Below are 26,637 nucleotides of genomic sequence, written 5' to 3' on the forward strand. Positions count from 1 at the left end.
CGCAGGTGACAAAGACGTTCAGATTAATGGCAGCGGCGAATTTATTCAGTGGTCGATTGGCTACCTGTCCGTATTTTCATGTTCGCCAGTGCCCGGTTTCAGCCATCACCCCTACCGCTTCGGCGAAACCGGCCTGGGGTGCGGCGTTCAAAGTCACCAGGCCCACACAGCGGCTTGGTTTCAACGCAGCGGCACGCACGGCCACTCGCGCGCCCGCCTCCACACCCGCCAAAACAGCCTCGGGGATATGCAGCGCGTTCATCAGTTCCAGCACATCCTGGCCGAGCGCGGCGTCATCGGCCTCGCGCAGGTAAGGCACGATCACCCGGAAACCTTGCGCCGCCAGCGGCCCGCTGACCGCCGCAAACACGTGCACATCCGCCGCCAGCAAGATGATCACGCGACCGTCCTCCGGCCCGAACTGCTCATAACGCACCTCCCCTTCATCCGTGCTCACCTGTTGCAGCGCAAACGCCGGGGCGGCGAACACCACCGCCGCCAACAGCAAAAAACCACGCCGATCAAACATCGCTCACCCCCACGATCAATTCACTGCCCAGCCAGGCGGCCAGGTATTCACCCGCCTGCATCACGCCCGCTTCCTCCCCCAGACGCTGCACCAGGAACTCACATAGCCTGGCGAAACTGCCGTCAGCCTGTAGGTGCTGCACCGCCTGAAGTTCGAGCGCATCCACCTGACGCAGCCGCGAGGTGAATTGCCGCCGCCACACCAACACACCGCCCGCCTGTTCCAGCATTACCGCTTCCGGCGCGGGCGCCTCCTGCCGCAGCGCCGACCAGATGGCCTCGGCATTGGTGGTCAGGTCGTGGTAACGCAACGACGGTGTGAGCTGCAATATCGCCGTGTCCCAGTCCAGCTCGGCCAGCGCTTCCAGGGCCAGCGGTTGCGCGTCAGCGGCGACAAAGGCTTCATTCAGGGCCGACTCGATCCAGGCCAGCTCATGCACATCCGGATTCTGTGGAAACACCTCTTTCAAGGTGGTGTGGAGCCCGTCGGGGTACGCATCCAGGGTCCAGGCATGGGGCGGGTGGTTGTCGATATGGGTAATGCTCGCGGCCAGGAACGCTTCCTCCCCGAGCCAACGCCGCAGGGTGGGGAACGCCTGTTCGAGGCAGCCCACCAACTGGGCGCGGTAGTTGTTCTGGTACACCGCCAAACCAGCGTGATGACTGCCCAGCAACTCTGCGGATTCATCCGACGGGGTCACCAGCCAGCGACGAAAAGCCTGCTGAAGTTGAGCCAGATTCATCGCGCCGCCCCCAACGTCCGGGCCATCGACAGTTCCTGAAGCAGCTCGGCCAGCGGCGGGATCTCATCATCGCGCTCGATCATGGTCGCCACCGGCCCCAGCCGGGTCATGGCCTCGGCGTACAGCTCCCAGACGCCGGTGCACACCGGGCTGTCATGGCTGTCGATCAAGAGGTCACGGCCCTGGCTGTGACCGGCCAGGTGCACCTGGCGCACCCGCTCGGCGGGGATAGCGTCGAGAAACGCCAGGGCATCGAAACCGTGATTGCTCGCACTGACAAACACATTGTTGACGTCCAGCAGCAGTTCACAGCCGGTGCGCCGGGCCATGGCCGTGATGAACTCCCACTCGGTCATGGAGGCACCCTCGAACGCCAGGTAACTCGACGGGTTCTCGAACAGCATCGTGCGGCCCAGCACGTCCTGGGCCTGATGGATATTGGCGCAGACCCGGTCCAGCGCCTCGTTGGTGTAGGGCACCGGCAACAAGTCATGAGCATTGAAACCGCGACTGCGCGACCAGCTCAGGTGGTCGGAGACAAACAGCGGTTCAATCTCATCCACCAGCGACTTGAGGCGCTGCAGGTAATCGGTGTCCAGCCCTTCGGCGCTGCCGATGGACAAGGACACACCATGCAGTGCCACCGGGTAGCGCTCGCGCACCTGGCGCAGGATATGCCGGGGTTGCCCGCCTGCGACCATGAAGTTTTCGGAGATCACTTCGACGAAGTCCACGGGCACCGAGGTCTCCAGAAAGTCGCAGTAATGCTCCTTGCGCAGCCCCAGGCCGTAGCCTGAAAAGTGAGGATTGGATGTCGACATGGCGGATCTCCGCAAAAAATGTGGCGAGCCCGCACGGGGCCCGCCGGGTGAATTACTTCGGTTCGGTCAAGGTGCCGCCGGCCTTGAGGCACTCGGACGGGGTCTTGACGATCACGCCTTCGCCCTTGCAGCTGTTGAGGCCCTTGCAGTCGTTCTTGGCAGTGGCGCACAGGCTGGTGCCTTTGCAGGTGTTGACGCCGTAGCAGCGGCCGGGTTTTTCCGGCTGGTCGGCGGCGCTGGCGGCGGTGGCGAATGAGGCGGACGCCATGGCGATCAGGGCAGCAGCGGCAGCCAGACTCAGGCGGGATTTGAGTGCAGTGTTCATGGGTGTTTCTCCAGGGTTGGGGGTGAGTTACTTGATAACGGACGCAGCGTCTTCGATGACCTTCGCCAAAGCCTCGGGCTGGGAGATGTACACCGAGTGGCTGGCCTTGATTTCAGTGACCTTGGAACCGGCACGCTTGTACATCCAGCGCTGCAGGTCGGGGCTCAGGGCACGGTCTTCGGTGGAGACCACCGCGTAAGTCGGCTTTTTGTGCCAGGCCGCGGCCCACACGGTGCCGCCGAACAGGGCGGTGGTCGCGGGCACCTGGGAGGCGGCCATGAAGTCGGTGCGGTTGGTGGTCAGGTCGGCGGCAAAGTCGGCATTGAACTTGGCGCGGTCGAAGAACAGATGACCGTCGCGGCTCTGCTTGATGTCATCGCTGGGCGCCGGCATGGAGCCAATCAACTGGGCCATGTTCTCGCCCACTTCCGGTTGCAGCGCCGACACGTAGACCAGCGACTTGACCTTGTCGCGGTCGCCGGCAATCGAGATCACCGCGCCAGCGGAACTGTGTCCCACCAGCACCACCGGGCCGACTTGCTGCTCCAGCACTTCGCGCGCCTCGGCCACGTCGGCGGCCAGGTTCTCGTGGCCCTGGTGCACCACCGTGACCTTGTAGCCCTTGTGAATCAGGATGTCGTGCACCACACGCCAGCCGGAGCCGTCGACAAACGAACCGGGCACGATCACCACGCTTTTACCGGTGCCGGGCTGCGGGGCATCGGCGGCCTGGGCCAGCATCGGAACGGTCAGGGCCATGGCAATGGCCAGGGAAGAAAGCATACGCATTGGAAATCTCCATCAAAGTTAAGAACGTTTGCCCAGGATCAGGCGGTCCAGCGACCAGGCCCCACCGCCATACGCCAGCAGCGGCAACAGCAGGCCCGCCCAGGTCAGGTGCACCGGCCAGGCATCGGGGTACACAAACACCTCGATCACCAGAGTCATGCCCAGCAGCGCGGCGGCGGCCGGACGGGTCAGCAGGCCCAGCACCAGCAACAGCGGGAACAGGTGCTCGGCGTAGGTCGCCAGGTGCGCCGCCCACTCCGGCGGAATCAGCGGCAAGGCGTACTCCGAGCGGAACAGCGTGTAGGTCGACGGCTTAAGCTCAAGAAACCCGGTGACCTTGGTGCGCCCCGACAGAAAGAACACCGCCGCGATCCCCACCCGGGCCACCAGCAACAGCAGGGCTTCGGGCAGCAGGCGCTGGATCACGGCTGCTCCGTGAGGCTGCCAAAGCCTTTCGGGGTCTTGATCTGGGTGCAGGTGCCTTTGTCCACCAGCACCCAGGCATTGCCCTGGTAGTCGGTGGTGGCGGTGCCGGCACACGAGGTGCCTTTGCCGGCGGCGCAATCGTTGGCACCGGCGAGGGACACGCCAAAGCATTTTTCCTGGGGCTTGGGCTCGTCGGCGTGGGCCACGGTCGCGAAGGCAGTGAGGGACAGCGCAAGGGTTGCCGCGAGGGCTGCGTAAGGACGCTTCATAGGGTGAGTCTCCTGGCTTGACTGAGTGTGGCCAGGGCGCCTTGGGGGTCGATGACCGCCTGCGCCAGCTGGTGAGCAGAGTTAAAGCCAGGCGTGTATCCGCTCTGTGTCGCGAACGCGATAGAACGTCATGCGGGTGTATCAGAATGGTGCAGGGATACAGTTCGATACACAGTCAATAAAACAGTGCCAAAACTCCGGCGCTGTATTCGGCATCCCGAACGACACAATTAGAAATATTCGCCTTTCCGAACGAAGGCTTTTTCGTGTCTTCGACGACCACAAAAATCACCATAAATTTCATGCGGTTGTTGTCATGTTTGTTACATGCCAACTGGCATACATTCTGCTTTATCCGTATTTCTGGTAATAAAATGTTTCAGCCCTGAGACAGGGCTCATCCCCTGAAGCACTACCTGAGACACACCATAAAAACGACCACGCCCCAAAGGAGGGCGGCCTCTCCGACCTTTTGATCGACATCAACTTTCCAAGACTGCTGCTGCACATCTGTACCCCAAAAAGGGCGAACGGCCTGAACGCCGATAACAAGCCCGACTATAAAAAGGACGATTTGATGAGCTCGAGCAAGAACCACGCAGTGTCCTTCCTGGATGCAGACCACCCCGCGCCGGCTACCCCCGACAGCACCCTGGGCTTTGGCCCCTTTCTATTACTGGCCAAGCAACATGTGTTGTTGCGCAACGGCGAGCCAGTCACCCTGGGCAGTCGCGCCCTCTACCTGTTGATTGCCCTGGTGACCCGTGCGGGGGAATTGCTGGAGAAAGCCGAACTGATCGCCTTCGCCTGGCCCAAGGTGGTGGTGGAAGAATGCAACCTGCGCGCACAGATCGTCGCACTGCGCCGGGCCCTGGGTGACGATGGCAATTTCAGTTATATCGTCACCGTGCCGGGCCGCGGCTATCGTTTTGTCGCCCCCGTCACCGTACTGGCAGCCGCTGAAGAGCACCTGCCCGTGCCCTATGTGCGAATGGACGAACCCAACCCGCCGACACCGACTGCGGAGGTGATCGGCCGCGACGCCTTGATCGCCAGCCTAGCCGACCAGGTCATGAGCCATCGCTTCGTCACCCTCACCGGCCCCGGCGGTATCGGCAAGACCACCGTGGCCATGGCCGTGGCGCAGCGCCTTGCCGGTGAACTCAACCTGGGTACGTGCTTTGTTGACCTGGCATCGGCCACCAGCGGGCAATGGGTGGCCGGCATGCTCGCCAGCGCATTGGGTATCCAGACCGTCAGCGCAGACCCACTGCACTGTGTGGTCGCCAGCCTGGCCAAGCGCCGCTTGCTGCTGGTGCTCGACAATTGCGAACACGTGCTGCCGGCCACCGCCGACGCGGTGGAAACCCTGCTGCGCGGCGCCCCGCAATGCTGTGTGCTGACCACCAGCCGCGAACCGCTGCGTGCACACGGCGAACGGGTGCACGACCTGGCGCCGCTGGAGGTGCCCGACGCACACGCCCACCTCAGCGCCCAGCAAGCCCTGGCCTGGTCCGGCGTGCGTCTGTTTGTGGAACGCGTAAGCGCCCTCGACCCGAGTTTTGTGTTCCACGACGCCGACGTCGCGGCCGTCAGTGCGATCTGCCGCAAACTCGACAGCAACGCGCTGGCGATCGAAATCGCCGCCGCTCGTGTGCGCACCTTTGGTGTCCAGGATCTGGTGGGCCTGCTCGACGGCAGCTTCCGCCTGCAAATGACCGGCCGGCGTACCGCCCTCGCCCGGCACCGTTCCCTGAGCGCGACCCTGGACTGGACCTACGCCATGCTCAGTGACGACGAACAGGCCATGCTGCGCCAGCTCGCGGTGTTCACCGGTTCCTTCACCCTGGAGGCCGTCAAGGCGATGACCACCAGCAGCCGCCTGGACCCGCGCAACGCCCTGCCCTTGCTCGAAAGCCTGATGGACAAGTCGCTGCTGATCTCCAGCGAATCCACCGTGCCCAAGCGCTACCGCCTGCTGGAAACCACCCGCGCCTACGCCTTGGAAAAACTCAACGAACAGGGCGAAACCCGCGCCACCTGCCAACGTCACGCGCGCTATGCCCTCGGTATGTTGCGCGAAGCCGGGCGAACCCTGGATGGCCTGTCGCCGGGCACCTGGCTGGCCCTCTACGCTGCGGAGATCAACACCATTCGCGCAGCGCTCGAATGGGCCTACTCACCCACCGGCGACCTGCCCCTGGGCATCGAATTGACCCTGGGTGGCGTGCCGTTATGGCTGCGGGTATCACTGGTCAGCGAGTGCCGCAGTTGGGTCGACAAAGGCCTGGCCAGCGACGCCCTCGTGCCGCTGCCCTTGCGCCAGCGCATGTTATTGCAGACCGCCCTGGCCAGTGTGCTGATGCTCACCTACGGCACCGGCGGCCCGATGCGCGAAGCCTGGCGCCAGGTGTGCGAAGACGCCCGCGACCTCGGCGATGCCGAGCACAAGCTGCGCGCCCTGTGGGGCCTGTGGACCGACCGTTGCGGCTGCAACCAGTACACCGAAGCCCTGGAACTGGCCGAGCGCTACATCGCGCTGAACAGCAGCGGCAGCCAACAACTGCTCGGCAAACGCATGCGCGCCGTGGCGCTGTTCCACATGGGCGACCTGATGGGTGCACGGCAAAACATCGATGAAGCCCTGGGCTCGCCGTCGGCACCGCGCTCGCACATCATCGACCTGCACTTCGACCAACGCATCGCCGCCCGCTGCCTCAAGGCCAAGGTGCAGCTGCTTGAAGGCGACGTCGACCCGGCGCTGCGCCTGATCGGCAGTTGCGTCGACGAAGCCATCTCCCTCGAACACCCCGCGACCCTCTGGTACACCCTGTGCCTGGGCGCCATACCCCTGGCCCTGCTGGCGTCCAACCTGCCGAAAGTGCGCTATTACCTGGGCCTGTTGCAAGACAGCACCACCGGCCAGGACCTGCACATCTGGCGGCAATTTCGCTTGTGTTTCGAAAGCATCCTGCTGATCCGCGAAGGCGCGCCGGAAACCGGCGTGCCGCAACTGGGCGAAGCCTTGCACCACCTGCAAGGCCAGGGCGACAGCCAGCTGTACAGCCTGCTGCGCTGTGAATACGCCCTGGGCCTGGCGCGCCTGGGCCTGGAAAAACTCGCCCTGGAAGTGCTGGAAGACACCCTGCAATTGGCCCTCGGCCGCCATGAACGCTGGTTCGTGCCGCAAATGCTGCGGATCAAGGCACAACTGACCTTGCGCCAGGCGCACTATGGCTCGGTGGACAAGGCCACCGTGCTGCTGCGCCAGGCGTGGGTCGACGCGCAGTTGGCGGGCGCGCACTTCTGGCGGGCGCAGATCGCGACCGACCTGGCGCGCCTGCAAGAACCCAAGCTGCGCATCGCCTCCCTGCCGCGCTTCCAGCACCGATAAAGTGGCGAGCAGACTTCCTGTGGCGAGCGGGCTTGCCCCGCGCTGGGGCGCGAAGCGCCCCTAAAACCAGGCGACCCGTTTCCGGCTGGAGATATGCGGTGACTGGGTTTGAGGGTCAGATAAGGCGAGCAGCCACCAGCCAGTCCGCCACGGCCTGGAATGAAGCATCCGGCACCGGATCCCCCGGCACGGTCCTGCGCGCGATCTCAGCCGCCAGGCCCTTGTCCGGCGCATGGGGAATCCCCAGGTCATACGCCTCCTGCAGCATCAACAACGCCTCCTCCGGCGAAGCCCGGCACACGATCACCGGCACCGGGGTTTCCCCGCGTACATAACGCACGCCAATCACCCAGCCGTCGGTGGTGCCGATCATCAAGGACGCACGGCCCAAGCCCAGCTTAGTCGCCAGGGCCTGCATCTCATTGCGCTGGCGGCGGCGTTCGCTTTTGATCAGCGGGTCGCCGTCGATGTCCTTGCGTTCGCGCTTGGTCTCACTGCGGGTCATCTTCATGTCGCGGCCGAACAGCCAGCGTTGCATCATCACGTCCACGCCGCCCACCAGGATGAACGCGCACAGCACGGTGAACACCAGCGGCTTGAGCACCAGGAAAAACGTCGAATCCATGCACTCGGCACCGCAGCGCGACGACTCCATCAGCGCCTGCAACGCATGCTTGCCGACCACGTAGAACGCGATTGCCAGCACGTGCACCTTGATCAGGCCCTTGATGAATTCCACCAGGTTGCGCAGGGCAAAGATCTTCTTCATGCCCTCCGCCGGGTTGATGCGTTTGAACTCGGGTTTGATCGGGTCGGTCGAGAACACAAAGCCGCGCATGGTGATGATATTGGTCAGGATCACCACCCCAGTGGTCACCGCCATCACCGGCAAGGTGATGCCGATCACCAGTTGTTCGGCGTGGTCGAGCACCCTGGGCCACACGGTGGCGAACGGTTCGATGTAGATCTGCGCGGTGAGGTCGATCAGCGCCGCGACCTGGGCCTTGGCCCGTGGCGCCAGAATGGAAATGCACAGCGTACAGAACAGGATGACCATGCCCGACACCAGGTCCTGGCTCTTGGCGACCTGGCCCTTTTTACGTGCGTCCTGGAGCTTCTTGTCCGTGGCCGGCTGGGATTTTTCTTCGCTGGTATCGGCCATGGGCTACTCCATGCCGGCCAGGGTCTTGAGCAGTTCGACGGTGCCGCGAAACTCCGCCAGTTGGTCAAGCATCAGCGGGATCAGGAAGCCGATGTAGATCACCATCAGGATCGTGAAAAACAGGTTTTTCACCGGCAGCGACAGGTCGAAGATATGCAGGTTCGGCGCCATGCGCGACAGGTAGGCGAGCATCAGGTCGGTCACCAGCAGTGCGATCAACAGCGGCGAGACCATCAGCACCCCGACGCGCATGATCTGGTCAAGGATCGACAACACCGCCAGCAGCGCCGAGCTGGCGAACACCGGCGTGAACGAGGTGACCGGCCAGAGCTGGTAGCTGTGGTAATAGCCGTCGACCATCAGAATGAAACCGCCGGACATGAAGAACAGCGTGATCAGCATCACCGTGAGCAGGGTCGCCATCACGCTGGACTCCCCGGACGACAACGGGTCCACCAGTTGCGCCATGGTCGAGCCGCGTTGCAGGTCGATCAACTCCCCCGCCACCTCGGCGGCCCAGAACGGAATGCCGAACAGCAGGCCGATCAAAATGCCAATCAGGAATTCCTTGATCAGCAACCCGGCGATAAACAGGCTGCCGTGCTCCGGCATCGAGGTCAGCGCGTCGAACACCGGGAAGAACATCGGGATGGAAATCGCCACGGCCACACAGCCGCGAATCATGCCGGTGAGCCCCAACCGGTTGAACGCCGGGGTGATCACCACCACACCCATGGCACGGCAGGCGGCCAGCGACGCGGAGCTGATCACCGGGTAGGCGACTTCGAGGAACTGCGCGGTCAGGCTGGCATCCATGGGCGGTCAGCGCGTCCACATCGGGAAATTATCCAGCACCTGACCACCGAGTTCCGCGACTTGTCCGGCGAGAACCGGACCGAGGAACACGATGGTCAGCAACACCGCCACCAGCTTCACCACCTGGGGCAACGTCTGGTCCTGGATCTGCGTCAGCGCCTGGAACAGGCCCACGCTCAACCCCACGATAATCGCCACCCCCAGTGCCGGCGCGGAGAGCATCAGCACCGTCATCAGTGCCTGTTTCATCAATGACAGGAATACGTCCTGGCCCATGGGTCGTGCCTCAGCCGTAACTCAGAATCAAACCGTGCATCAAGCGCGACCAGCCGCTCAGCGACACGAATAAAAAGATCTTCAGCGGAATGGAAATCAGGTTCGGCGAGACCATCGACATGCCCATGGCCATCAGCACGTTGGACACCAGCAAGTCCACCACCAGGAACGGGATATAGAGCAAAAAGCCGATCTCGAAGGCGCGGGTCAGTTCCGAGCTGACGAACGCCGGGATCAGCACCACCAAGTCATCGTCACGCAGGTCAGCGCGTGCCTCAGGCGACCAGATGGTCTCGGTGGCCTGCACGAAAAAACCGCGTTCGGACTCATTGGCGAAGCGCTTGAGGTGCGCCTGCAACGGCGGACGCAATGCGTCGCCCAAATCCTTGAGTTGCTCCACATGCTCGATGTTGAGGTCGCGCCCCTCCACCTGTCGGTACATGTCGCCAATCAACGGCGTGGTCACGTACACCGACAGGATCAGCGCGATGCCGTAGAGCACCAGGTTCGGCGGCGTCTGTTGCACGCCAAGGGCGTTGCGGATCAGGAACAGCACCACCGAGATCTTCATGAACCCGGTGAGTGTCACCACCGCCAGCGGGATCAGCCCGATCGTCGCAACGACCAGGATGATCTCGATCAGGTTCGGCTGATAGCCGGTCATGGGGTGGCAAAACTCAGCAGGCGCACCCCCAGGCCGTCACCGATTTTCACCAGTTGGCCCTGGCCGACGCGGCGGCCGTTGACCATCAGGTCGACGCTGTCCACGCCCGGCGTGTTGAGCTGCAACAGGCTGCCGGCGCCCAGTTCACGCAATTGCGCCAGGGTCAGTTCCAGGCTGCCCACCTGGCACACCAGTTTCAACGGCAGGTCATCCAGCGCAACGGCGGCATCAACATCGGTCATGGGGTTCTCCGGTTCCACAAAGGGGGCTTTCAAGGCTTCCTGCAAGCGCAGGACTTCGCCCTGGTATTGGCAGCGCGCCTGCAGGCGGCCGTCGAGGTCGAGCAAAAGGCCCGGGCCTGGTTCCAGCATCAGCACATCGCCGGGGCGCAGGCTGCGCAGTTCGCCGAGGCTCAGCCACTGGCGCCCCGCCACCACCGCCAGGGTCTGGCACAGGCCTGGCAAGGGGTCGGGTTCGACCTCGGCGTATTGCGCCAGCAACTGCGCAACCAGCACCGCGGCGCTTTCGCTCAGGTCCAGCTGGGCGCTCATCGCGGGCTGGTTGCCGAAGGTCAATTCCAGCGCCAACCGCAGGGCAAACACGCCCTGCTCATCAGCGGCCTCGAGCAACTGCACCGGGTGACCGAGCAACGGTTCCAAGGCTTGGATCAGATCGAGCAGCGCCAGCTCCAGCAACAACGCGCGCGGCAGCGCAGGCAACGGCTGCACCTCGAACGGCAGTGCCAGCGGCAGCATCAGTTGCTCCAGGGCCGCAGCGGACAACCGTAGGCGCACCGGGGCACGGCCCAGCGACAGCAGCACGTCACGCGGCGCATCAAGGCTGTGCACTGCGGCGGCCCAGCTCACGCGCAGGTCCTGCCCGGCGCAACGGCCCTGCCAGGGGCGGCGACGGCGGTGCAGTTGGTTGTGCAGGGCCAGCAATGCCGGGTCGTAGTGGGTCAGCCACGGCGACAGCGGGTCGGCAAGGGCTGCGATCATGTGCCGGTGCCCTCATCACGCAGCTCGCCCACCCGGCGCTCGGCGCTTTCGCGGCCTTCCAGCAGACTTTGCCAGGCGTCGGACTGACGCTGGCGGCTCAAGCGTTCCTGACGAAACAGATCGCGTTCGCGCTCCTGGCTTTGCAAGGTGATGGAGACGTGGCTCACATCGTTTTCCAGTTGCTGCTGATCATCCGACAGGCCGCGCAAGCGATCCTGGGCGGCCTGCCAACTGGCCACCGACAGGCCTTCGGTCAGGGACGCATAAACCTGCCGCGCTTCCTCGGCAATCGCCTCACGGTGCAGGCGCAATTGCTCCTTGGCGTCGGTCAGCACGCCGTGGGTCTGCTCACAGCGCTGCTGCTGCGCGGCCAGCTGGCTGGCGGCCCGTTGCTCACGCAATACCCGCAGGGTTTGCAGGGTGCGCAGTTGTTGGGTTTTCATTGGATATGCTCCTTGTTCATGCCAGTACCCGGCGCATGTGGGCCAGGGTTTGTTCCAGGTTGCTCGGCTCATCCGCGTTCTGACGCAGGAAGCCCTCGATAGCGGCATGGCGGTTGATCGCTTCATCGGCCAGAGGATCGCTGCCGGCGGAGTACTCCCCCACGCGGATCAGCATTTCGATCTCGCCATACCGCGCCATCAATTCACGCATGCGCATGGCCAGTCGCTTGTGTTCTTCACCGGCGACCTGCTCCATCAAACGGCTGCGACTGCGCAACACATCCACCGCCGGAAAGTAGTTGCGTTGGGCCAACTCGGCACTCAAGGCGATATGCCCGTCGAGGATCGAACGGGCCTCTTCGGCCACCGGATCACTGGCGGCATCGCCCTCGGTCAGCACGGTGTACAGCGCGGTAATGCTGCCGCTGGGACCGGGGCCGGCGCGTTCCAGCAAACGCGGCAAGGCCGAGAAGAACGACGGCGGATAGCCGCGCCGGGTCGGCGGCTCGCCCACGGCCAGGCCGATCTCGCGCTGGGCACGGGCGAAACGTGTGAGGCTGTCCATCAACAGCAATACGTTGCGGCCCTGGTTGCGGTGGTACTCGGCCAGGGTGGTAGCGACAAACGCCGCACGCACCCGTTCGGCGGCCGGGCGGTCCGACGTGGCGACCACCGCCACCGTGCGCGCACGCGCCTGGGCGTCAAGCTGCACATCGAGCAATTCGCGCACTTCGCGGCCACGCTCGCCGATCAGGCCGATCACGATCACATCGGCTTCACTGTTGCGGATGATGCTGGCGAGCAGCGACGACTTGCCCACACCGGGCTCACCGAAGATGCCCATGCGTTGGCCCTGGGCCAGGGTCAGCAGGCCATCGATGGAGCGAATGCCCAATGCCATGGAGCGCACGATCAGCTGCCGCGAAAACGGTGCCGGCGGTTCAGCGTGCAGCGGGTAATGCTGCAAGGCCACGGTCGGCGGGATGCCGTCGCCGTCGAGGAAATCGCCCATGGGGCTGATGACCCGGCCGAGCTGCGCATCCCCGACGGCCACGCCCAGGGTTTCGCCGGTGGCGGTGATTTGGGTGCGCGTGGACAGGCCTTCCATGGAGCCGATGGGCGACAGGATGGCTTCGTCGCCGTCAAAACCGATCACCTCGGCGCTCAGGCTGCGCGCGCTGCCGGGGTCGCGCAGCTGGCACAGTTCACCGATGCTCGCCCCGGCCACGCTGGCGCGCAGCAATACACCGCGAATACTCAGCACGGTGCCGTGCATGGGTCGCGGGCGCGCCTGGGCCAGGCGTTCGGTGAGGCGTGGCAGCAGGTGTTCCAGGTTCATGCCACGCCCTCTTCGGCGAAGGGCAACAAGCTGCGACGCAGGTTCTGCAATTGGGCTTCAAGGCCCAGTTCCACAGAGCCGGCCGGGCTGTTCAGGCGGGCCTGGCCGGCGCTCAGCTGTTCATCCGCATCCACTGCAATCGCCAGCCCCTCCAACTTGAGGCGTTGGCGCAAGGCATCCACGTCCGCCGGCGGCACCCACAGGGTCAGGGCCTGGTCCTGGCGAAACGCGCTCAACGCCTGGCGGGTACTGCGCACTACGCGGTCGGCCGTGTCCAACTCACCCAGCACTTCGCGCACGATACCCAGGGCCAGGTCGACCAGGGACGTTTCCAGACTGCTCAAGTAATGCTGCACCTGGGCTTGGGTAGCGAGCAGCAGTTGCGCCACCTGTTCAGCACCGGCTTGCCGGGCGCTTTCGAAACCCTCTGCGCGGGCGCTGCTCAGCCATTGTTCGCTGTCGGCGCGGAGCTGCTCGGCCTGCGCCTTGGCCGCCTGCAAAAAGGCAAAGCCGTCACTCCATAGCGCGGCTTCATCGGCGCGCAGGATGCGGGCGGTGGGACGGCTCGGTAGTTCACTCATGGCGCAATCTCCTCGGCCAGCAGGCACGCAGCGGCGGCCTGGACGATTTCCAGGTCGCGCGGTACGCGGGCGCTGTGGCCCTGAGGGAAGGCAAAGCGCAAGCGCAGCCAGCCCTGCCAATCGGCATGCTGGGCGTGCAACCAGGCCGCGACACAGCCTTGGCCGTCGCGGTCGATGGCGTCGACCAGCTCGGCCGGCTCGCGCAGCAGATCCGCCGCGCCACCGAGTTGGCGCAAGGCCAGGGCGCTCACGAAGACCTCAGCACCCAGGCCTTCGCGCAACTCATTGACCACCTCGCGGCGGATCTCGCGGCTCAGGGTCGGGGCATGCCAGATGGCGCCGCACAACCTCGGCAAGCGCGCAAACTGTGCCGGTGACAACAACAGCACCGCCAAGTCTGCCGCCATTGGCGTGGTCAATTGCGCCATGGGCGCCAGTTGATAATGGCTGACCAGCAACTGCTCCAGGCGCTGGCGAAAGCGTGGCTGGCCCTGCATCGCCTGCAACACCGCTTGCGGCAACTCATCGGCAAAACACGCGCCCAGGCTCTGCCCGCGCACGAACTGCAACGGCTCGGCGACCAGGCCCTGCCAGCGTTCGAACAAACTCATTCACCCTCCTTGAGCACATACAACGCCTGGGACTGACGACGCGCCCACTGCTGACGGGCCAGCCCCCCCACGGCACCGAGTGCGATCAACAACAAGGCGCCGAACATCAGCCGCGCCTGCGCCAGGTTGTCTTCCAGCAGCCACAGGCCCATGAACCGCGCCAGTCGCGGCTGCGCCGGGTTCTGGCGGATGGCGACGGCAGCCTTGATCGCGGTCACAGAAACGCCGTCGTAACTCAACCCGGAGATGCCGTTGGCAACCAGCGTCTTGATCTGCGGGATCAGCGTATTGATATCGGTGCCCGGGTCGTAACGCACCAGCACCGAGGCCGACGACGGCGAGATCACACGCTTGAGCAAGTCATTGTCCGGCAGCACCACATGCACACGGGCGGCAACGATGCCGTCGATCTGCGACACCGAGTGGGACAGTTCTTCGCTCAGCGCATAGATCATCTGCGCCCGCTCCTGCACCGGCGACGACACCAGGCCATTGCCCTTGAACACTTCGCCCATGTTGGAAAAGCTCTGTTGCGGCAAACCAGCGTTGTCGAGCAGGGTCATGGCTTCGGCAAAGCGTGACTCATCGACCACCACCTTGAGCTGGCCGTTGTCCTGGGCCTTGCGTTCGGCCGGGACGCCACCGCGCAGCAGTACCGCGACCATGGCGTTGGCGTCGCGCTCGCTGAGGTTGGTGTAGAGGTCCGTGTTGCACGCCTGTAACAGGCTGGCGAGCAGGCCGATCAGCAACAGGCGCAAGGCGCGGTTTGGGCTTGGCATACGGTTATTGACCCTTGAGCAGCGTGTTGGCGGAACCGGAAATCTGCGTCGCACCGCGCACCACCATCTGGGTTTCGATGGAGTAATCGAACATCTTGCCCAGGGAGTGGACGATCTGGTCGACCTGTTGCTCGCCGACTTTTTTCCCGGGTTCACCCTGGGGCGAAGCACTGGCGGTGCGGATTTCTGCCTGGGCCGGCGGCGGTGCCGAAGGAGTGTTGGTGAGCAGGTCGGCCCGCTCGGAGAAAGCCCGCGTACGGTCGATGAAACTGTTCATGCGCTCCATCAGGCCCGAGCCGATCTGGTGCGGGCTGGCGCCTTCGGGCATGCCCTTGGCGGTGTTGGCCATGTGCTCGAACAGGTTCTGCGAGGCCCCGGCGGGCCCCGCGCCGGCAGACGGCGGCAACGCCGAAGCGCCGGCGGCGAGACTGATAGTCATAGGGGCGTCCTACTCTTCGTCGTCATCGGACATGGCGTCGTTCAGCAGTTCCTGCATCTTCGGCATGATGATGAACTGGCCGCCATAGGTGACCGCCTGGGTGATGAACGAATCGGTGAGCTCGGCGTCGGTGGGCTCGTTAGGTTTATCGGCGGTCTTGGCGTTTTCCACCGCCGCATTGAACTTGGCTTCAGGGCTGGCGCCACCTGGGGTGGGATTGCTGTCTACGGCCGTTACGGACATGGTGCTGCTCCTTTACTGGGTTGGGGTTTCGGTACTGACTTGCGCGCCACGGAACACCCGCACCCCGCGCTCGCGCGCCACCGGGGCGGCCACGACCTTGGGTTGCAGGTGATCGACATGCTGCTGCACCAGCGCCAGGTACGGCGGTGGTCCGGACACGAACACTTCATCGCCCTCGGGGCCGTTGCGCATGGACAACTGCTGGCCGAACACATCGAGATTGTTGAGGTAGGCCTGCAACTGGTCGAGGTCCAGGGCGCTGGCCTTGAAGAGCTTGGTGCTGATTTCATCGCTGGCGTTGAGGTACAAGAGGTTGCCGTCGAAGTACCAGGTGAGGCCGTTGGTGCTGCACAGGGTTTGCAGGAACTCCCCGGCGGTGGCTGCGCGAATCGTGCTGCGGGCCTTGCCGCGGACCTTGTCGGAGAGCACCAGCGGCACATCGAGGTTATGCCCGAATTCTTCCAGGGCACTGCGTACATCCTGGTCCACCAGCACGTAGGCGTACGGCTGGGAGAACCAGGCAGGCTCTTCGGCAGCGTGGGCGAAACCGGCGCTGAACAGGCATAGGACAGCCATCAAAAATATGCTTACATGGCCTCCGCCTTCGCCAGACGAGTTGTGACGATGACCCCTAGATTTCTGCTCGCCAGTACCCTGCTGCTGGCCGCCTGCGCCCACCAGCCTGCGACCGATGCCGACAAGTCCCTGCAATTGGCCAACGACCTGAGCAAGCGCGGCGACTACGCCAGTGCGGCAGCGCTGTACGAGCGGGCGGCGCAGCAACCCGGCGCGGGTATCGAGCTGTGGCTCAAGCTCGGCCAGGCCAGGCTCGACGCCAAGGATGCGGCGGGCGCCGAGCGGGCGTTCCAGCAGGCCCTGGGGTTCGATGCGCGCAATGCCGAGGCCCTGCTCGGCCTGGGCACCGCGCAATTGCAAGTGGGCAAGACCCAGCGCGCCGCCACCGCCCTGGGCCAGGCGGCCGAGATCAGCGGTTTGCCGGTGGCCTACACCCGCCTGGGTGTCGCGCAGATCCTCAATGGCCAGGCGGCTGCGGCGCAAAGCGCGTTCGCCAAGAGCCTGAGCCTCAAGCCCGACGACCTCGACAACCGCTGCAACCTGGCCCTGGCGTATGCGCTGGGCGGGCAGTCGCAGCAGGCGTTGGACACCATCGCGCCCGTCGCCCAGTCGCCCCGCGCATTGGCGCGGCATCAGCGTAATGAGTTGTTGGTCATGGTGTTGGCGGGGTACGAAAACCGCGTCGCTGCACTGGCGTTGGACGATATTCCCGCAGACGAGCGGGCGCGGTTGGTGGATGAAGCCAAGCGGATCAAGGCGATCAGCGATCCGGTGGCGCAGGCTCGGGAGTTGGGGTTGGTGGATCCGCGCTGAATCTGCTGTGGGTGAGCTTTCTGTGGTGAGCGGGCTTGCCCCGCGTTGGGCTGCGAAGCAGCCCCAAAACCAGGCGCTGAGTACTGTCTGTTGGAGTGCGGTGAATTTGACAGGGGCCGCTTCGCGCCCCAACGCGGGGCAAGCCCGCTCGCCACAACAGGCCCGCTCACCAGTACAGGCCTGCTCCCCACAGGAAGCCCACTCACCACAGCAAACAACACAGCTCATTGCTTGCCCCCTGCCGCATCAGCCTTGGCTTCCTGCTGGTCCTTGCGACGCTGCAATTGCTCGCGGTCAAACCCTTCGATGTACACCTGGGCAGCGCGGCCCACGGGCGCGGCCATGGCCGGGCCGGTGGCGCGACCTTGGGTCAGGTCCTGCTTGCGCTCGACCATTTGCATCAGGTTCAAATTGTTCGCACAGCCAAGCGCCAACATCGGTTTGAAATCCTCACCCAACCCGACGGTGTCCGTCGCCGGGGCTTGCTGGCATTGGGTCGGCACACCATCGGCGCGGTATTCGGACGAGTAGTACGTCGGCGCCAGGTGGGTCTGGCAGCCCGTCAGCGCCAGGGGCAACAACATCAATACGCGCATAACAGTCATGGCAGGCCCCCTGATCAATTCATGTAGAAACCGAACGCCCCGCCGCTGCGCGGTCCGGTGGTCGCTGCGGTAGCCGGTGGTGCGTCGAGGGGCGTGGCGAGGGTGCGACCGCGCACCGGCTCCACCAGGTAAGGCGTAATCAGGATCACCAGTTCGGTTTCATTGCGCTGGAAGCGCTTGGAGCGAAACAGGTTGCCGAGGATCGGCAGGTCACCCAGCAACGGCAGTTTCTCGATGTCCTGGCTGCTTTCGCGCTGGAACAGCCCGGCGATGGCAAAGGTCTGCCCGCTGCCGACTTCCACCCGCGTATCGGCGCGACGCACGCTGAAGGACGGCACATGGAAGTTGCCGAAATCCACGGTGCCACCGCTGACCACGCTGCTGACTTCCGGACGCACTTGCAGGGCGATACGGCCGTTGGGCAGCAGCGTCGGGTTGAACAACAGTGATACGCCAAACGACTTGTATTCGATGCCCACCAGGTCGCGGTTGACCGGCACCGGGATCGCCACTTCGCCACCGGCGAGGAAGCTGGCGGTCTGGCCGGTCATGGCGGTGATGTTCGGTTCAGCCAGAATCTGCAACACACCGTTGGCCTGCAAGGCGTCGAGCATGCCGTCGATATTCACATTGCCCGAGCCTGCGCCTGCAGCGGCCAAGCCCCCCGCCGACGCTGCTGCCAACGGGCCACCGGTGATCAGGCCGAACGAGAACGTGCCGTTGTTGAACATCGCATTCCAGTTCACGCCGTAGTGCAGCAATTCCGAACGCGACACCTCGGCAAAGCGCACCCGCAGGTTCACCTGGGCGGAGCCTGCATATTCAGTGGTGTTGATCGCGCTCTGGAAGCCCTGCCCCTGGGGATTGAGCAACGCGTTCAGGTCCGTGGCTTCCGCCACCGAGCCTACGGTGCCTTTGGCGATCAGGCGGTTGCCGGCACCGCTGATCTGCGCAGCGTTGCCGGGATGCAAGGCCTGCATCGGCGCCGTCACCGCCTGGCTGGCGCTGCTGACGGCCACGCTCAGGCTCGCCAGTTGCTTACCGTCACTGCCGAGGGCGATCAGGCTGGTGTTGCCCGGCGCCTTGCCGAAGATGTAGATCGTGCCCGGTGACACCACCTGCAAGTCGGCCACATTCGGTTCGGCCACCAGCACCGTGTCCACGGGGGCGACAAAATGCAGGATGCGCCCTTCACCGGAGGCCAGGGCGATAGAGCCAACGGCGCCGACGGCGATTTCCTGAGCCTGGCTCACACACGAAAAAACACTCAGCAACAACACACAAAAACGCATCATGAGGCAGACGCCAGGGCAGTGACGGAAGCCGCGGCAGGCGCGCGGCGATTGGAAATCTCGGTCAGGCTGATGGTCGCCAGCGCTTGCAGGTTGTATTCGGTGGCCAGCTCGCGGAACGACAGCACCGCCAGTTCCAGCTCGCCGCGCACCACCAGGCGGCGCAGGCTGCGGCGCAGTTCGGGGTGCACCAGTAACACCGCGCTGTTGACCTCGCGGGTGTGCTCGCAGGCCTGGCGCAGTTGGGCGAGCAAGGCGCGGCTGACGTCCTCGGGGATCAACTCGCGCTGCGGTTCCTGGCGACGCAGGGCGCCGCGCAACTGGTCTTCCAGGCCCGGCGCCAGCACCAGCGCACCGATCACCCGGTTGCGGTCGGCGTACTCATGGCTGATCTGCCGCGCCAACGCGGCGCGCAAGTGTTCGGCCAGGCGACCGGCATCGGTCTCACGGGCGCCCCACTCCACCATGGCTTCGAGCAAGGCGCGCTGGTTGCGGATCGACACACCTTCGCCGACCAACAAGCGCAGGGTTTCGGCGACCCGTTGCAACGGCACCAGGCGCAGGGCCTCCTTGACCAGTTCGCCGTAGGTGGCCTCGGTGCGTTCCAGCAGCAGACGGGTTTCCTGGATGCCGAGGAAGTCGGCAGCGTAGCGGCGCAGGCTGCGTTCCAGCACACCGCGCAACACCTCGTCGGGCAGCAGGAAACCGATGCCGGCGTTGCGCAACGTGTCTTCGTGCTGGCGCTCGGCCCAGTGGGCGTTGCGGCCCGTGAGCGGCGAATCGGCCTGCACCGTGGCGAGGTCGAGCAACTGCACGTGCACCGGGTCGTCCTGCACCAGCAGGCAGTTGATCGGCAACTCGCCTTCGCTGACCGGCACGCCTTCCAGGGACACGCGGAAACTGCCGGGCGTGGCCTTGGCCTCCATGTAGATGCCTGGCACCGGTACGTCCACGCCGAGTTCGGTGCGCAGCTCGTGGCACAGCGCTTCGACGCGTTGGCGCAGCAGTTGGCGCGGCGCGCTTTGCGACACGCCGCTGCCGATAGTGAGCAGCACGCGGCTGTCGGGCAGCAGGTTGTCATCCAGTTCGGTCTGCGCTTCGACCACCGGCTCTGGCGTACCGACCAGCACTTCAAGTTCCGGCTGGCGGTGATGCCGGCGATACATCATGAACGCCGCGCCGCCGAACACCAGGGACAAGCCGAGGAAGACCCAGGTCGGGAACCCCGGCAGCAGGCTCACGCCGATCATGATCAACGCGGTCAACCCCAGCGCACGGTAGCTGGCGCCCAGTTGCTTGATGATCTCGCTGCCCAGGTCCCCCGCTTCGCCGTCGCTGTTGACGCGGGTAACCACGGTGCCCGCCGCCACCGAAATCAGCAGCGCCGGGATCTGTGCGATCAGGCCGTCACCCACGGTGAGCAACGAGTAGGTGTGCACCGCCACGCCGAACGGCATGTCGCGCTCGATCATGCCGATCAGCATGCCGCCCAGCAGGTTGACCGCCAGGATCACCAGGCCGGCGATGGCATCGCCCTTCACGAATTTCATGGCGCCATCCATCGCGCCGAACATCTGGCTTTCGCGCTCCAGGCGCGAACGCCGGCGACGGGCTTCGGCCTGGTCGATATCGCCATTGCGCAGGTCGTTGTCGATGCTCATCTGCTTGCCCGGCATCGCGTCCAGGGTGAAGCGCGCGGCCACTTCCGCCACACGTTCGGCGCCCTTGGTGATCACCACGAACTGCGCCACGGTGATGATCAGGAACACCACCATGCCCACCACCACTTGCCCGGCGATCACAAAGTCGCCGAAGGCCTTGACGATATGCCCGGCATCGCCGTGTAGCAGGATCAAACGAGTGGTGGTGATCGACAGCGACAGGCGAAACAGCGTGCTGAGCAGGATCAGCGGCGGCAGCGCGGAGAACTCCACCGAGTGGCCGATGTAGAACGCCACGATCAGGATCAGGATGCTCAGGGCAATATTGAGACCGATCAGCGCGTCCACCAGGTAGGTGGGCAGCGGGATGATCATCATCACGATCGCCATCAGCATGAACGCGACGATGATCACGTCGGTGCGCTGCGCAGCCAGGCGCGCCAGGTTGTTAAGGCGGTTGAGTGCACTCATGCGCCGGCCCTGCGTGCGGCCAGGTAGCGTTTGAAGCACTGGCGCGCGTCGTCCTTGCGCTCGCCGTACCACAAGGCGCGGGAGCGCAGCAGCATCAGGCTGGCGGACTCGCCCTCCAGCGCCACCAGGCGATCCAGGGCGCCGAGGGCACGAGACGCGTCGCCGCTGTCGGTGAAGGCCAGCACCAGCGAGCGCAGCAACGCGCCGTCGTCGGGGGCGACGTTGACCGCGATCAGCAGCATCACCAGGGCGCGCTGGGACTGGCCATTGCGCCGGTACAGCTCGCCGATGCCCTTGAGCAGTTGCACGGCGTCGTCGTTATCGCGGGCCATCAGGCGTGTACCTCCGAGCGTTGCTGGGCGAGGGTGCGGCGCATCTCGATTTCTTCACCGATCAGCTCGACGGCCAGTGCCTTGATGTGTGGCTCGGCGTCCAGGCTTGGCAGGATGTGTTCCATCACATGCTCCAGCAGTTCCAGGGAGCGAGCACTGCCGAACAACAGCGAGTCGACGCCAGCGGCGCCGGTGAGTTCTTCGAGGTCGCTGCGCAGGGAGCGACGGGTGTGGGTTTTGCGGGTCTTGAGCACCGCTTCGAAGGCGGTGGCCTGGCGCGAATTGACCGGGCGCACGGCTTCGACCGGCGCACTGCGTACGTCACTGAGGATCAACGGGCGGGGTTCGACTTTCATCCCAGGGCCTTAGCTTAAAAGCATGGTCACAACGTGAAGGTGAAGCGCTCCTCGCCACGGGCGAGGATCACTTGGTTGTTTTCGATGCGTTCCAGCACCCAGTTGTCCGCCAGCGCCGCGCCGGGGTACAGGCGCTTGCCGCTGTCGTTGATCACATACGGATGAGGGCCGAACCACACGGCCTGGAAGCGCACGCGTGGCGCCGCCGCATCGGCCCGCGCGGTGACACGCGGGTTGAGCACGATCTGCTGGCCGTAACGCTGGTCGAAGGCTTGCTGCACCTCCAGCCATTGCGGTTTTTGCGACTGTTCGAAGGTGCCGGTGGCGCTGAGCTGGCCGTTGCTGTTGTTGATCTTCACCGTGTCCAGCTGGGCGGCTTGCAGCTGCTGCTCCAGCCAGGCCTTGGCCTGCTGGCGGGAAGGTTTTTTCAGCGGTACAACGTCGGCTACGGCGGTTGTCGGCAGCAGCGGTGCTTCACTGCGAAACGCCAGCGCTCCAGCACAGATAAACAGCAGCGCGGTCGCGACAATCCAGGGGGTCAATCTGCGTGGCGCGGGCACTGTTTTTTCAGCACCGCCAGGCATTGCAAGGCTCACCCCCGCCGTGCCGATGCGCAACTGCACCGGCAGCCGCGCGCGATGCCCGTTGCCTTGGGGAATGCGCACATTGCCGGCGATCAATACGTCACCGCCCAAGGCTTCGACCGCCACCTGGCCGCCTTCAAAACGCAGGCGCAGGTGCAGGCCGGCAATGCCGGGATCGCTGAGCACCAGATCAGCCGCCAGATCGGCGCCGAGGGTGTAGACAGGCTGGTCGAGCACCAGGGAACTGCCCTGATGCAAACCGCCGGTCACCGTCAGGGTCGGCGCGCCAGCTGCGGCGACCGGACCCAGGGAAATCAGGGCTGTCATAGTCGGGTTTGCCCCTTTGAGCCTGTGCAACGGGGTCAAGAATCAGGATAAAAACGGGACTTGAGGGGTAAACGGGCAGCGCCGGCGCTGCCCGTTTGGCGAATCAGTTCTGCGGACGCTGTTTGGTGGCGTCCAGCTCCGCTTTTTTCGCGGTGCTGATTTCGGTGATCTTGGCCGACTTCTCGATAGCCATGTTGAAGGTCGCTTCCATCTTCGCGATAGCGTCGTCGGCGCCGCCGGCTTTTACTGGTGGGACATCAGCCATGTTCATCTCCTTGCATCGATAGGGAAGTTACTCAGTTGCGCAACAGCACGCTGAAAGTATGCAAACCGGTGAAGGCCCAAAACGTCAGACAATGCGCCTTCGAACCGTTGTTGGTTTGCATGGGCCCCATACTACTCACGATCAAAACGCCTTCGCTGTGAAAGCTTGTGAAACGTTTCAGATACAGGTTGTGAAAGGTCTGGCTCAACCTGGCGTTGAAAAAAATTCATCGCCTGAGTGACATGGAACTTTCAGAGAAAAACAAAAACACGCTCAAGACCAATGTTTACGGGCACTCCGCTAATACCCACTGAACAATGCTGAACAATAAGCCTCTTTTGAAACGCGCCACCTAGCGACACCCGGCATTTATTTTCGCGATTACTTCACATTTTTCGCTAATAGCCTTTTGCCCAACTTTCCAGACATTTTGATTTGTAACAGAAGCGACTTAATCATCGCGTTTGATAACTCGTCCCAAGCAACCCACTTGCTTGGCAAGCAACTTTCCTCCGTGCCTGCTAGTGCAACTGCACTAATAACCAAAGGACTCGCTTTCAGGCCGGCTCTCTATAAATCTTCCAGGTGATCTATGACCGACATGAATTATTCACCCACCACTCTCCTCAAAGACGACGGTTGCGTTGAGATTCACTTCGGCCCTTATCGACTGCTGCCCAAGCGCCACCAACTGCTCAGGCATGACCAGCCGGTAAACCTTGGCAACCGCGCCCTGACCCTGCTGATCGCCCTTGCCTCGCGGCCCGGCGAATTGCTGCAGAAAACCGAACTGCTCGACATTGCCTGGCCGAAACGGGTGGTCGAGGAATGCAACCTGCGCACGCAGATCAAGACGCTGCGCCGCACACTGGGCGATGACGATGTGCCGTACATCGCCACGGCAGCGGGCATGGGCTATCGTTTTGTCGCGCCCACCTGGTTCGAGCGTGCGGCGCACCCGCGGGCGATGAGGCCGTCGGGCGGCGGCGGTGAACGTGTGGCGGGCGGCTTGGTTTAGCTCAGGGCGCTCAGGTCCAGATGCCCATCCTTGATCGGCGGGCACCAGTAGTAACCACCGGTCAAGGGGGTGCTGATGCGGTACAGCCCATCGACAATCCCATCCTCCAACCCGCTCATGCGGCGCAATTGCGCTTCGAACGCATCGAAGGAATGCCCGAACGCGAGGAACATCAACCCCGCCTGGCCATTCTCGGCCCACGGCATGGAGCGACGTACCACGAAGGCTTCCGGCGTGAAGCTTTCCTGGGCAGTGCGCTTGGTGTGGGCGGACTCGGGAGCGTCGTCGAGTTCTTCGTTGTCGCCGTGGCGGCGACCGATGATGTGGTCGCGCTCCTGAGCCGGCAGCGCAGCGAAGCCATCGAGGTCATGCTGCCATTGCTGGAGCGCGGCGAAGCTGGCGCCGCTGTCGGTCAGGGCGGCTTCAACCGCGGCGTCGTCGTGGGGGTTTTCGGTGCCGTCTTCGTAGTCGGTGAGGTCGAAGCCAGTCTTGTAGCGGAAACCTTCGGTCATCTGCACCAGGCGAAATGCCGGGGCCAGGGCCTTTTCGAAGGCGCGGCTGCGCAACAGCAATTCACCGCGATCCACGCCATGCAGCCACACCCACAGTGCTTGTTGAGTGGACGGATTGTGTGCGCCCGGCCCGCTGACTGCCGGAAAACGGCGCAAGCCTTCAACACGTGCGCCCAGTGCGGTGACCAGCGGCTCGCCCAGACCGACCACTGCCGCCGAGTCGGCCAGTTGCACCAGCGCGTCCAGCGCAGCAGGCACAGCGGCCACGGCCTCCACGGCAAAAAACAGATGGCGTGCCTGCAACGGCACCGGTGCGGCAAGAATGCCCGGCTGGTACTGACTCATGTGAACTCCTTCTGAAAAGCCGCGCAGTTTAACCGCCGGGCACAGCCATGCGTACTAGAAAGCGCGCAAGCCTTGCCATAGAGCCTGTTGTTGGGTGACTCTCTAGTCATGTTTTGCAACTATTCCAGGGGTAGCACCATGACCACCAGCAACCTGCTCGCCCAGCTGTTTCCCGCCTCCGCCGCCGCAGTTCCCGAGCAGTTCCAGCTCGGAGCGCCCATTGAACAGCGTGATTACCTGGTCGACGGCCAGTTGCAGGTATGGAGCGGCCCCCTGGCCAAGGTGCAAAGCCCGGTGCAGTTTGGCGACGAGCGCGTGCATATCGGCAGCACGCCGCTGCTGGACGCCGAGACCGCCCTTACCGCCCTGGATGCCGCCGTGCGTGCCTATGACCGGGGCCAGGGCGAATGGCCGACAATGCGCGTGGCCGAGCGCATCCAGCATGTCGAGGCGTTCCTGCGGCGCATGCGTGAACAACGCGACGCGGTGGTCAAGCTGCTGATGTGGGAGATCGGCAAGAACCTCAAGGACTCGCAGAAAGAATTCGACCGCACCTGCGACTACATCACCGACACCATCAACGCGCTCAAGGAACTCGACCGTCGCTCCAGCCGCTTCGAACTGGAACAGGACACCCTCGGCCAGATCCGCCGCGTGCCGCTGGGCGTGGCGCTGTGCATGGGCCCCTACAACTACCCGCTGAATGAAACCTTCACCACGCTGATCCCGGCCCTGATCATGGGCAACACCGTGGTGTTCAAGCCGGCCAAACTCGGCGTGCTGCTGATCCGTCCGTTGCTGGAGGCGTTCCGTGACAGCTTCCCGGCCGGGGTGATCAACGTGATCTACGGCAGCGGCCGCGAAACCGTCAGTGCGCTGATGGCCAGCGGCAAGATCGATATCTTTGCGTTCATCGGCACCAACAAGGCCGCCAGCGACCTGAAAAAACTGCACCCGAAACCGCACCGTTTGCGCGCGGCATTGGGCCTGGATGCGAAAAACCCCGGCATCGTGCTGCCCGAGGTGGACCTGGACAATGCGGTCAGCGAAGCGCTCACCGGTTCGCTGTCGTTCAACGGCCAGCGCTGCACCGCGTTGAAAATCCTGTTTGTGCATGAAGACGTGGTCGACCGCTTTATCGAGAAATTCAACCAGAAGCTGACCACGCTCAAACCCGGCATGCCGTGGGAAGACGGCGTGGCACTGACGCCATTGCCGGAAGTGGGCAAGGTGGATTACCTCAACGGCCTGGTCGCCGATGCCGCGCAACACGGCGCCAAGGTGGTGAATGAGCATGGCGGTGAAAGCCGTGGTTCGTTCTTCTACCCGGCGGTGCTGTACCCGGTGAACCCGCAGATGCGCGTGTACCACGAGGAACAGTTCGGCCCGGTGGTGCCGATCGTGCCTTACCGCGACCTGGAGACGGTGATCGAGTACGTACTGGACTCCGACTTCGGCCAGCAACTGAGCCTCTTCGGCACCAACGCCGTGGAGGTCGGACGCCTGGTGGACACCTTCGCCAACCAGGTCGGCCGTATCAACATCAACGCCCAGTGCCAGCGCGGCCCGGACACCTTCCCGTTCAACGGCCGCAAGAACTCGGCCGAGGGCACGCTGTCGGTGCATGACGCGTTGCGCGTGTTCTCGATCCGCACCCTGGTGGCGACCAAGTTCCAGGAGAGCAACAAGGCGCTGGTCAGTGACATATTGCGTAACCGCGATTCAAGTTTCCTGACCACCGACTACATCTTCTGAAAACGACACACACCCAAATGTGGGAGGGGGCTTGCCCCCTCCCACATTTGGACCGCGTAACCCTGAATTTCGAGGCCAC

Annotated in this window: 32 protein-coding genes; 4 read left to right on the top strand and 28 right to left on the bottom strand. The window is 64.0% G+C overall.

What is annotated here, in order from left to right; all coding sequences use genetic code 11:
* Positions 1-76: 76 nt before the first annotated feature.
* The 7 genes from ACZ445_RS18610 to ACZ445_RS18640 are packed head-to-tail and all read right to left on the bottom strand — an operon-like array spanning position 77 to position 3,901.
* Entirely contained in the window at positions 77-529 is a 453-nt protein-coding gene (locus ACZ445_RS18610; protein WP_058425035.1) for an alpha/beta fold hydrolase, read from the bottom strand.
* Positions 522-1,271, bottom strand: a complete 750-nt coding sequence (locus ACZ445_RS18615; protein WP_058425036.1) for an HvfC/BufC N-terminal domain-containing protein — start codon at positions 1,269-1,271, stop codon at positions 522-524. The genes ACZ445_RS18610 and ACZ445_RS18615 overlap by 8 nt, the downstream gene beginning before the upstream one ends.
* Positions 1,268-2,092, bottom strand: a complete 825-nt coding sequence (gene bufB, locus ACZ445_RS18620) for an MNIO family bufferin maturase (RefSeq protein WP_179029763.1) — start codon at positions 2,090-2,092, stop codon at positions 1,268-1,270. Before bufB ends, ACZ445_RS18615 begins: the two co-directional genes overlap by 4 nt.
* Positions 2,093-2,144: 52 nt before the next feature.
* Positions 2,145-2,417 (bottom strand): BufA2 family periplasmic bufferin-type metallophore, encoded by a 273-nt coding sequence (gene bufA2 / locus ACZ445_RS18625; protein ID WP_038850270.1) that lies wholly within the window; start codon positions 2,415-2,417, stop codon positions 2,145-2,147.
* Between the two features lie 27 nt (positions 2,418-2,444).
* Complete coding sequence (locus ACZ445_RS18630; RefSeq protein WP_464707430.1) at positions 2,445-3,206, bottom strand: alpha/beta fold hydrolase; 762 nt, start codon at positions 3,204-3,206, stop codon at positions 2,445-2,447.
* Between the two features lie 18 nt (positions 3,207-3,224).
* A complete protein-coding gene (locus tag ACZ445_RS18635; RefSeq protein WP_083365789.1) occupies positions 3,225-3,632 on the bottom strand; it encodes a DoxX family protein in 408 nt (135 codons plus the stop codon).
* On the bottom strand, positions 3,629-3,901 hold the full coding sequence (locus tag ACZ445_RS18640) for a BufA1 family periplasmic bufferin-type metallophore (protein WP_058425041.1): 273 nt from the start codon (positions 3,899-3,901) through the stop codon (positions 3,629-3,631). The genes ACZ445_RS18635 and ACZ445_RS18640 overlap by 4 nt, the downstream gene beginning before the upstream one ends.
* Positions 3,902-4,478: 577 nt before the next feature.
* Here ACZ445_RS18640 and ACZ445_RS18645 point away from each other — a divergent pair.
* A complete protein-coding gene (locus ACZ445_RS18645; RefSeq protein WP_310863738.1) occupies positions 4,479-7,295 on the top strand; it encodes an ATP-binding protein in 2,817 nt (938 codons plus the stop codon).
* A gap of 115 nt (positions 7,296-7,410) precedes the next feature.
* On the opposite strand, the gene ACZ445_RS18650 is transcribed toward ACZ445_RS18645, so the two are convergent.
* The 13 genes from ACZ445_RS18650 to ACZ445_RS18710 are packed head-to-tail and all read right to left on the bottom strand — an operon-like array spanning position 7,411 to position 16,222.
* Positions 7,411-8,457 (bottom strand): EscU/YscU/HrcU family type III secretion system export apparatus switch protein, encoded by a 1,047-nt coding sequence (locus ACZ445_RS18650; RefSeq protein WP_058425042.1) that lies wholly within the window; start codon positions 8,455-8,457, stop codon positions 7,411-7,413.
* Positions 8,458-8,460: 3 nt separating this feature from the next.
* Positions 8,461-9,273 carry a type III secretion system export apparatus subunit SctT gene (sctT, locus tag ACZ445_RS18655; RefSeq protein WP_310863737.1) on the bottom strand — a complete coding sequence of 271 codons (813 nt, stop codon included), beginning with the start codon at positions 9,271-9,273 and terminating at the stop codon, positions 8,461-8,463.
* A 6-nt stretch (positions 9,274-9,279) separates the two neighbouring features.
* Complete coding sequence (locus ACZ445_RS18660) at positions 9,280-9,549, bottom strand: EscS/YscS/HrcS family type III secretion system export apparatus protein (protein ID WP_016969171.1); 270 nt, start codon at positions 9,547-9,549, stop codon at positions 9,280-9,282.
* A gap of 10 nt (positions 9,550-9,559) precedes the next feature.
* Entirely contained in the window at positions 9,560-10,213 is a 654-nt protein-coding gene (gene sctR / locus ACZ445_RS18665; RefSeq protein WP_017137580.1) for a type III secretion system export apparatus subunit SctR, read from the bottom strand.
* Positions 10,210-11,211 (bottom strand): FliM/FliN family flagellar motor switch protein, encoded by a 1,002-nt coding sequence (locus ACZ445_RS18670; protein ID WP_310863736.1) that lies wholly within the window; start codon positions 11,209-11,211, stop codon positions 10,210-10,212. The genes sctR and ACZ445_RS18670 overlap by 4 nt, the downstream gene beginning before the upstream one ends.
* Positions 11,208-11,654, bottom strand: a complete 447-nt coding sequence (locus ACZ445_RS18675) for a hypothetical protein (protein ID WP_310863735.1) — start codon at positions 11,652-11,654, stop codon at positions 11,208-11,210. The genes ACZ445_RS18670 and ACZ445_RS18675 overlap by 4 nt, the downstream gene beginning before the upstream one ends.
* A 16-nt stretch (positions 11,655-11,670) precedes the next feature.
* Positions 11,671-12,993 carry a FliI/YscN family ATPase gene (locus ACZ445_RS18680; RefSeq protein WP_310863734.1) on the bottom strand — a complete coding sequence of 441 codons (1,323 nt, stop codon included), beginning with the start codon at positions 12,991-12,993 and terminating at the stop codon, positions 11,671-11,673.
* Positions 12,990-13,574, bottom strand: coding sequence for a FliH/SctL family protein (locus tag ACZ445_RS18685; RefSeq protein ID WP_058425048.1), 585 nt, complete (start codon positions 13,572-13,574; stop codon positions 12,990-12,992). The genes ACZ445_RS18680 and ACZ445_RS18685 overlap by 4 nt, the downstream gene beginning before the upstream one ends.
* Complete coding sequence (locus ACZ445_RS18690) at positions 13,571-14,185, bottom strand: type III secretion protein (protein WP_071493415.1); 615 nt, start codon at positions 14,183-14,185, stop codon at positions 13,571-13,573. The genes ACZ445_RS18685 and ACZ445_RS18690 overlap by 4 nt, the downstream gene beginning before the upstream one ends.
* Positions 14,182-14,964: a type III secretion system inner membrane ring lipoprotein SctJ gene (gene sctJ, locus ACZ445_RS18695; protein WP_058425049.1), complete on the bottom strand. Its 783-nt coding sequence runs from the start codon at positions 14,962-14,964 to the stop codon at positions 14,182-14,184. Before sctJ ends, ACZ445_RS18690 begins: the two co-directional genes overlap by 4 nt.
* A gap of 4 nt (positions 14,965-14,968) precedes the next feature.
* Complete coding sequence (locus tag ACZ445_RS18700; RefSeq protein WP_310863733.1) at positions 14,969-15,403, bottom strand: hypothetical protein; 435 nt, start codon at positions 15,401-15,403, stop codon at positions 14,969-14,971.
* A gap of 9 nt (positions 15,404-15,412) precedes the next feature.
* Positions 15,413-15,646 (bottom strand): hypothetical protein, encoded by a 234-nt coding sequence (locus tag ACZ445_RS18705; protein WP_058425051.1) that lies wholly within the window; start codon positions 15,644-15,646, stop codon positions 15,413-15,415.
* A 12-nt stretch (positions 15,647-15,658) separates the two neighbouring features.
* A complete protein-coding gene (locus ACZ445_RS18710; RefSeq protein ID WP_179028581.1) occupies positions 15,659-16,222 on the bottom strand; it encodes a type III secretion protein in 564 nt (187 codons plus the stop codon).
* A gap of 48 nt (positions 16,223-16,270) precedes the next feature.
* Between ACZ445_RS18710 and ACZ445_RS18715 the strand changes: the two genes are divergently transcribed.
* Complete coding sequence (locus ACZ445_RS18715; protein WP_058425053.1) at positions 16,271-17,035, top strand: tetratricopeptide repeat protein; 765 nt, start codon at positions 16,271-16,273, stop codon at positions 17,033-17,035.
* A 224-nt stretch (positions 17,036-17,259) separates the two neighbouring features.
* Here the strand turns inward: ACZ445_RS18715 and ACZ445_RS18720 are convergent, their stop codons facing one another.
* From ACZ445_RS18720 to ACZ445_RS18750, 7 genes are all read right to left on the bottom strand, one after another.
* The gene (locus ACZ445_RS18720; RefSeq protein ID WP_310863732.1) at positions 17,260-17,640 is read right to left on the bottom strand and encodes a hypothetical protein; all 381 of its coding nucleotides are present in this window, start codon (positions 17,638-17,640) and stop codon (positions 17,260-17,262) included.
* Between the two features lie 14 nt (positions 17,641-17,654).
* Complete coding sequence (locus ACZ445_RS18725) at positions 17,655-18,935, bottom strand: type II and III secretion system protein family protein (RefSeq protein ID WP_310863731.1); 1,281 nt, start codon at positions 18,933-18,935, stop codon at positions 17,655-17,657.
* On the bottom strand, positions 18,932-21,064 hold the full coding sequence (gene sctV, locus ACZ445_RS18730; protein WP_058423823.1) for a type III secretion system export apparatus subunit SctV: 2,133 nt from the start codon (positions 21,062-21,064) through the stop codon (positions 18,932-18,934). The genes ACZ445_RS18725 and sctV overlap by 4 nt, the downstream gene beginning before the upstream one ends.
* Positions 21,061-21,396: a tetratricopeptide repeat protein gene (locus tag ACZ445_RS18735; RefSeq protein WP_375166134.1), complete on the bottom strand. Its 336-nt coding sequence runs from the start codon at positions 21,394-21,396 to the stop codon at positions 21,061-21,063. Before ACZ445_RS18735 ends, sctV begins: the two co-directional genes overlap by 4 nt.
* Positions 21,396-21,752: a hypothetical protein gene (locus tag ACZ445_RS18740; RefSeq protein WP_310863730.1), complete on the bottom strand. Its 357-nt coding sequence runs from the start codon at positions 21,750-21,752 to the stop codon at positions 21,396-21,398. Before ACZ445_RS18740 ends, ACZ445_RS18735 begins: the two co-directional genes overlap by 1 nt.
* Positions 21,753-21,778: 26 nt before the next feature.
* Entirely contained in the window at positions 21,779-22,663 is an 885-nt protein-coding gene (locus ACZ445_RS18745; RefSeq protein ID WP_310863729.1) for a SctD/MshK family protein, read from the bottom strand.
* A gap of 103 nt (positions 22,664-22,766) precedes the next feature.
* A complete protein-coding gene (locus ACZ445_RS18750) occupies positions 22,767-22,928 on the bottom strand; it encodes a hypothetical protein (protein WP_016969018.1) in 162 nt (53 codons plus the stop codon).
* A 592-nt stretch (positions 22,929-23,520) separates the two neighbouring features.
* On the opposite strand from ACZ445_RS18750, the gene ACZ445_RS18755 reads away from it, so the two are divergent.
* Positions 23,521-23,946 carry a winged helix-turn-helix domain-containing protein gene (locus ACZ445_RS18755; protein ID WP_122304859.1) on the top strand — a complete coding sequence of 142 codons (426 nt, stop codon included), beginning with the start codon at positions 23,521-23,523 and terminating at the stop codon, positions 23,944-23,946.
* Here the strand turns inward: ACZ445_RS18755 and ACZ445_RS18760 are convergent.
* Entirely contained in the window at positions 23,943-24,803 is an 861-nt protein-coding gene (locus ACZ445_RS18760; RefSeq protein ID WP_179040777.1) for a Dyp-type peroxidase, read from the bottom strand. The two genes, ACZ445_RS18755 and ACZ445_RS18760, sit on opposite strands and share 4 nt — an antisense overlap.
* Before the next feature lie 138 nt (positions 24,804-24,941).
* Here ACZ445_RS18760 and ACZ445_RS18765 point away from each other — a divergent pair, with 138 nt between their 5' ends.
* Positions 24,942-26,558 carry an NADP-dependent glyceraldehyde-3-phosphate dehydrogenase gene (locus tag ACZ445_RS18765; protein WP_310863727.1) on the top strand — a complete coding sequence of 539 codons (1,617 nt, stop codon included), beginning with the start codon at positions 24,942-24,944 and terminating at the stop codon, positions 26,556-26,558.
* Positions 26,559-26,637 lie beyond the last annotated feature (79 nt).

The sequence above is a fragment of the Pseudomonas allii genome (assembly GCF_055380095.1).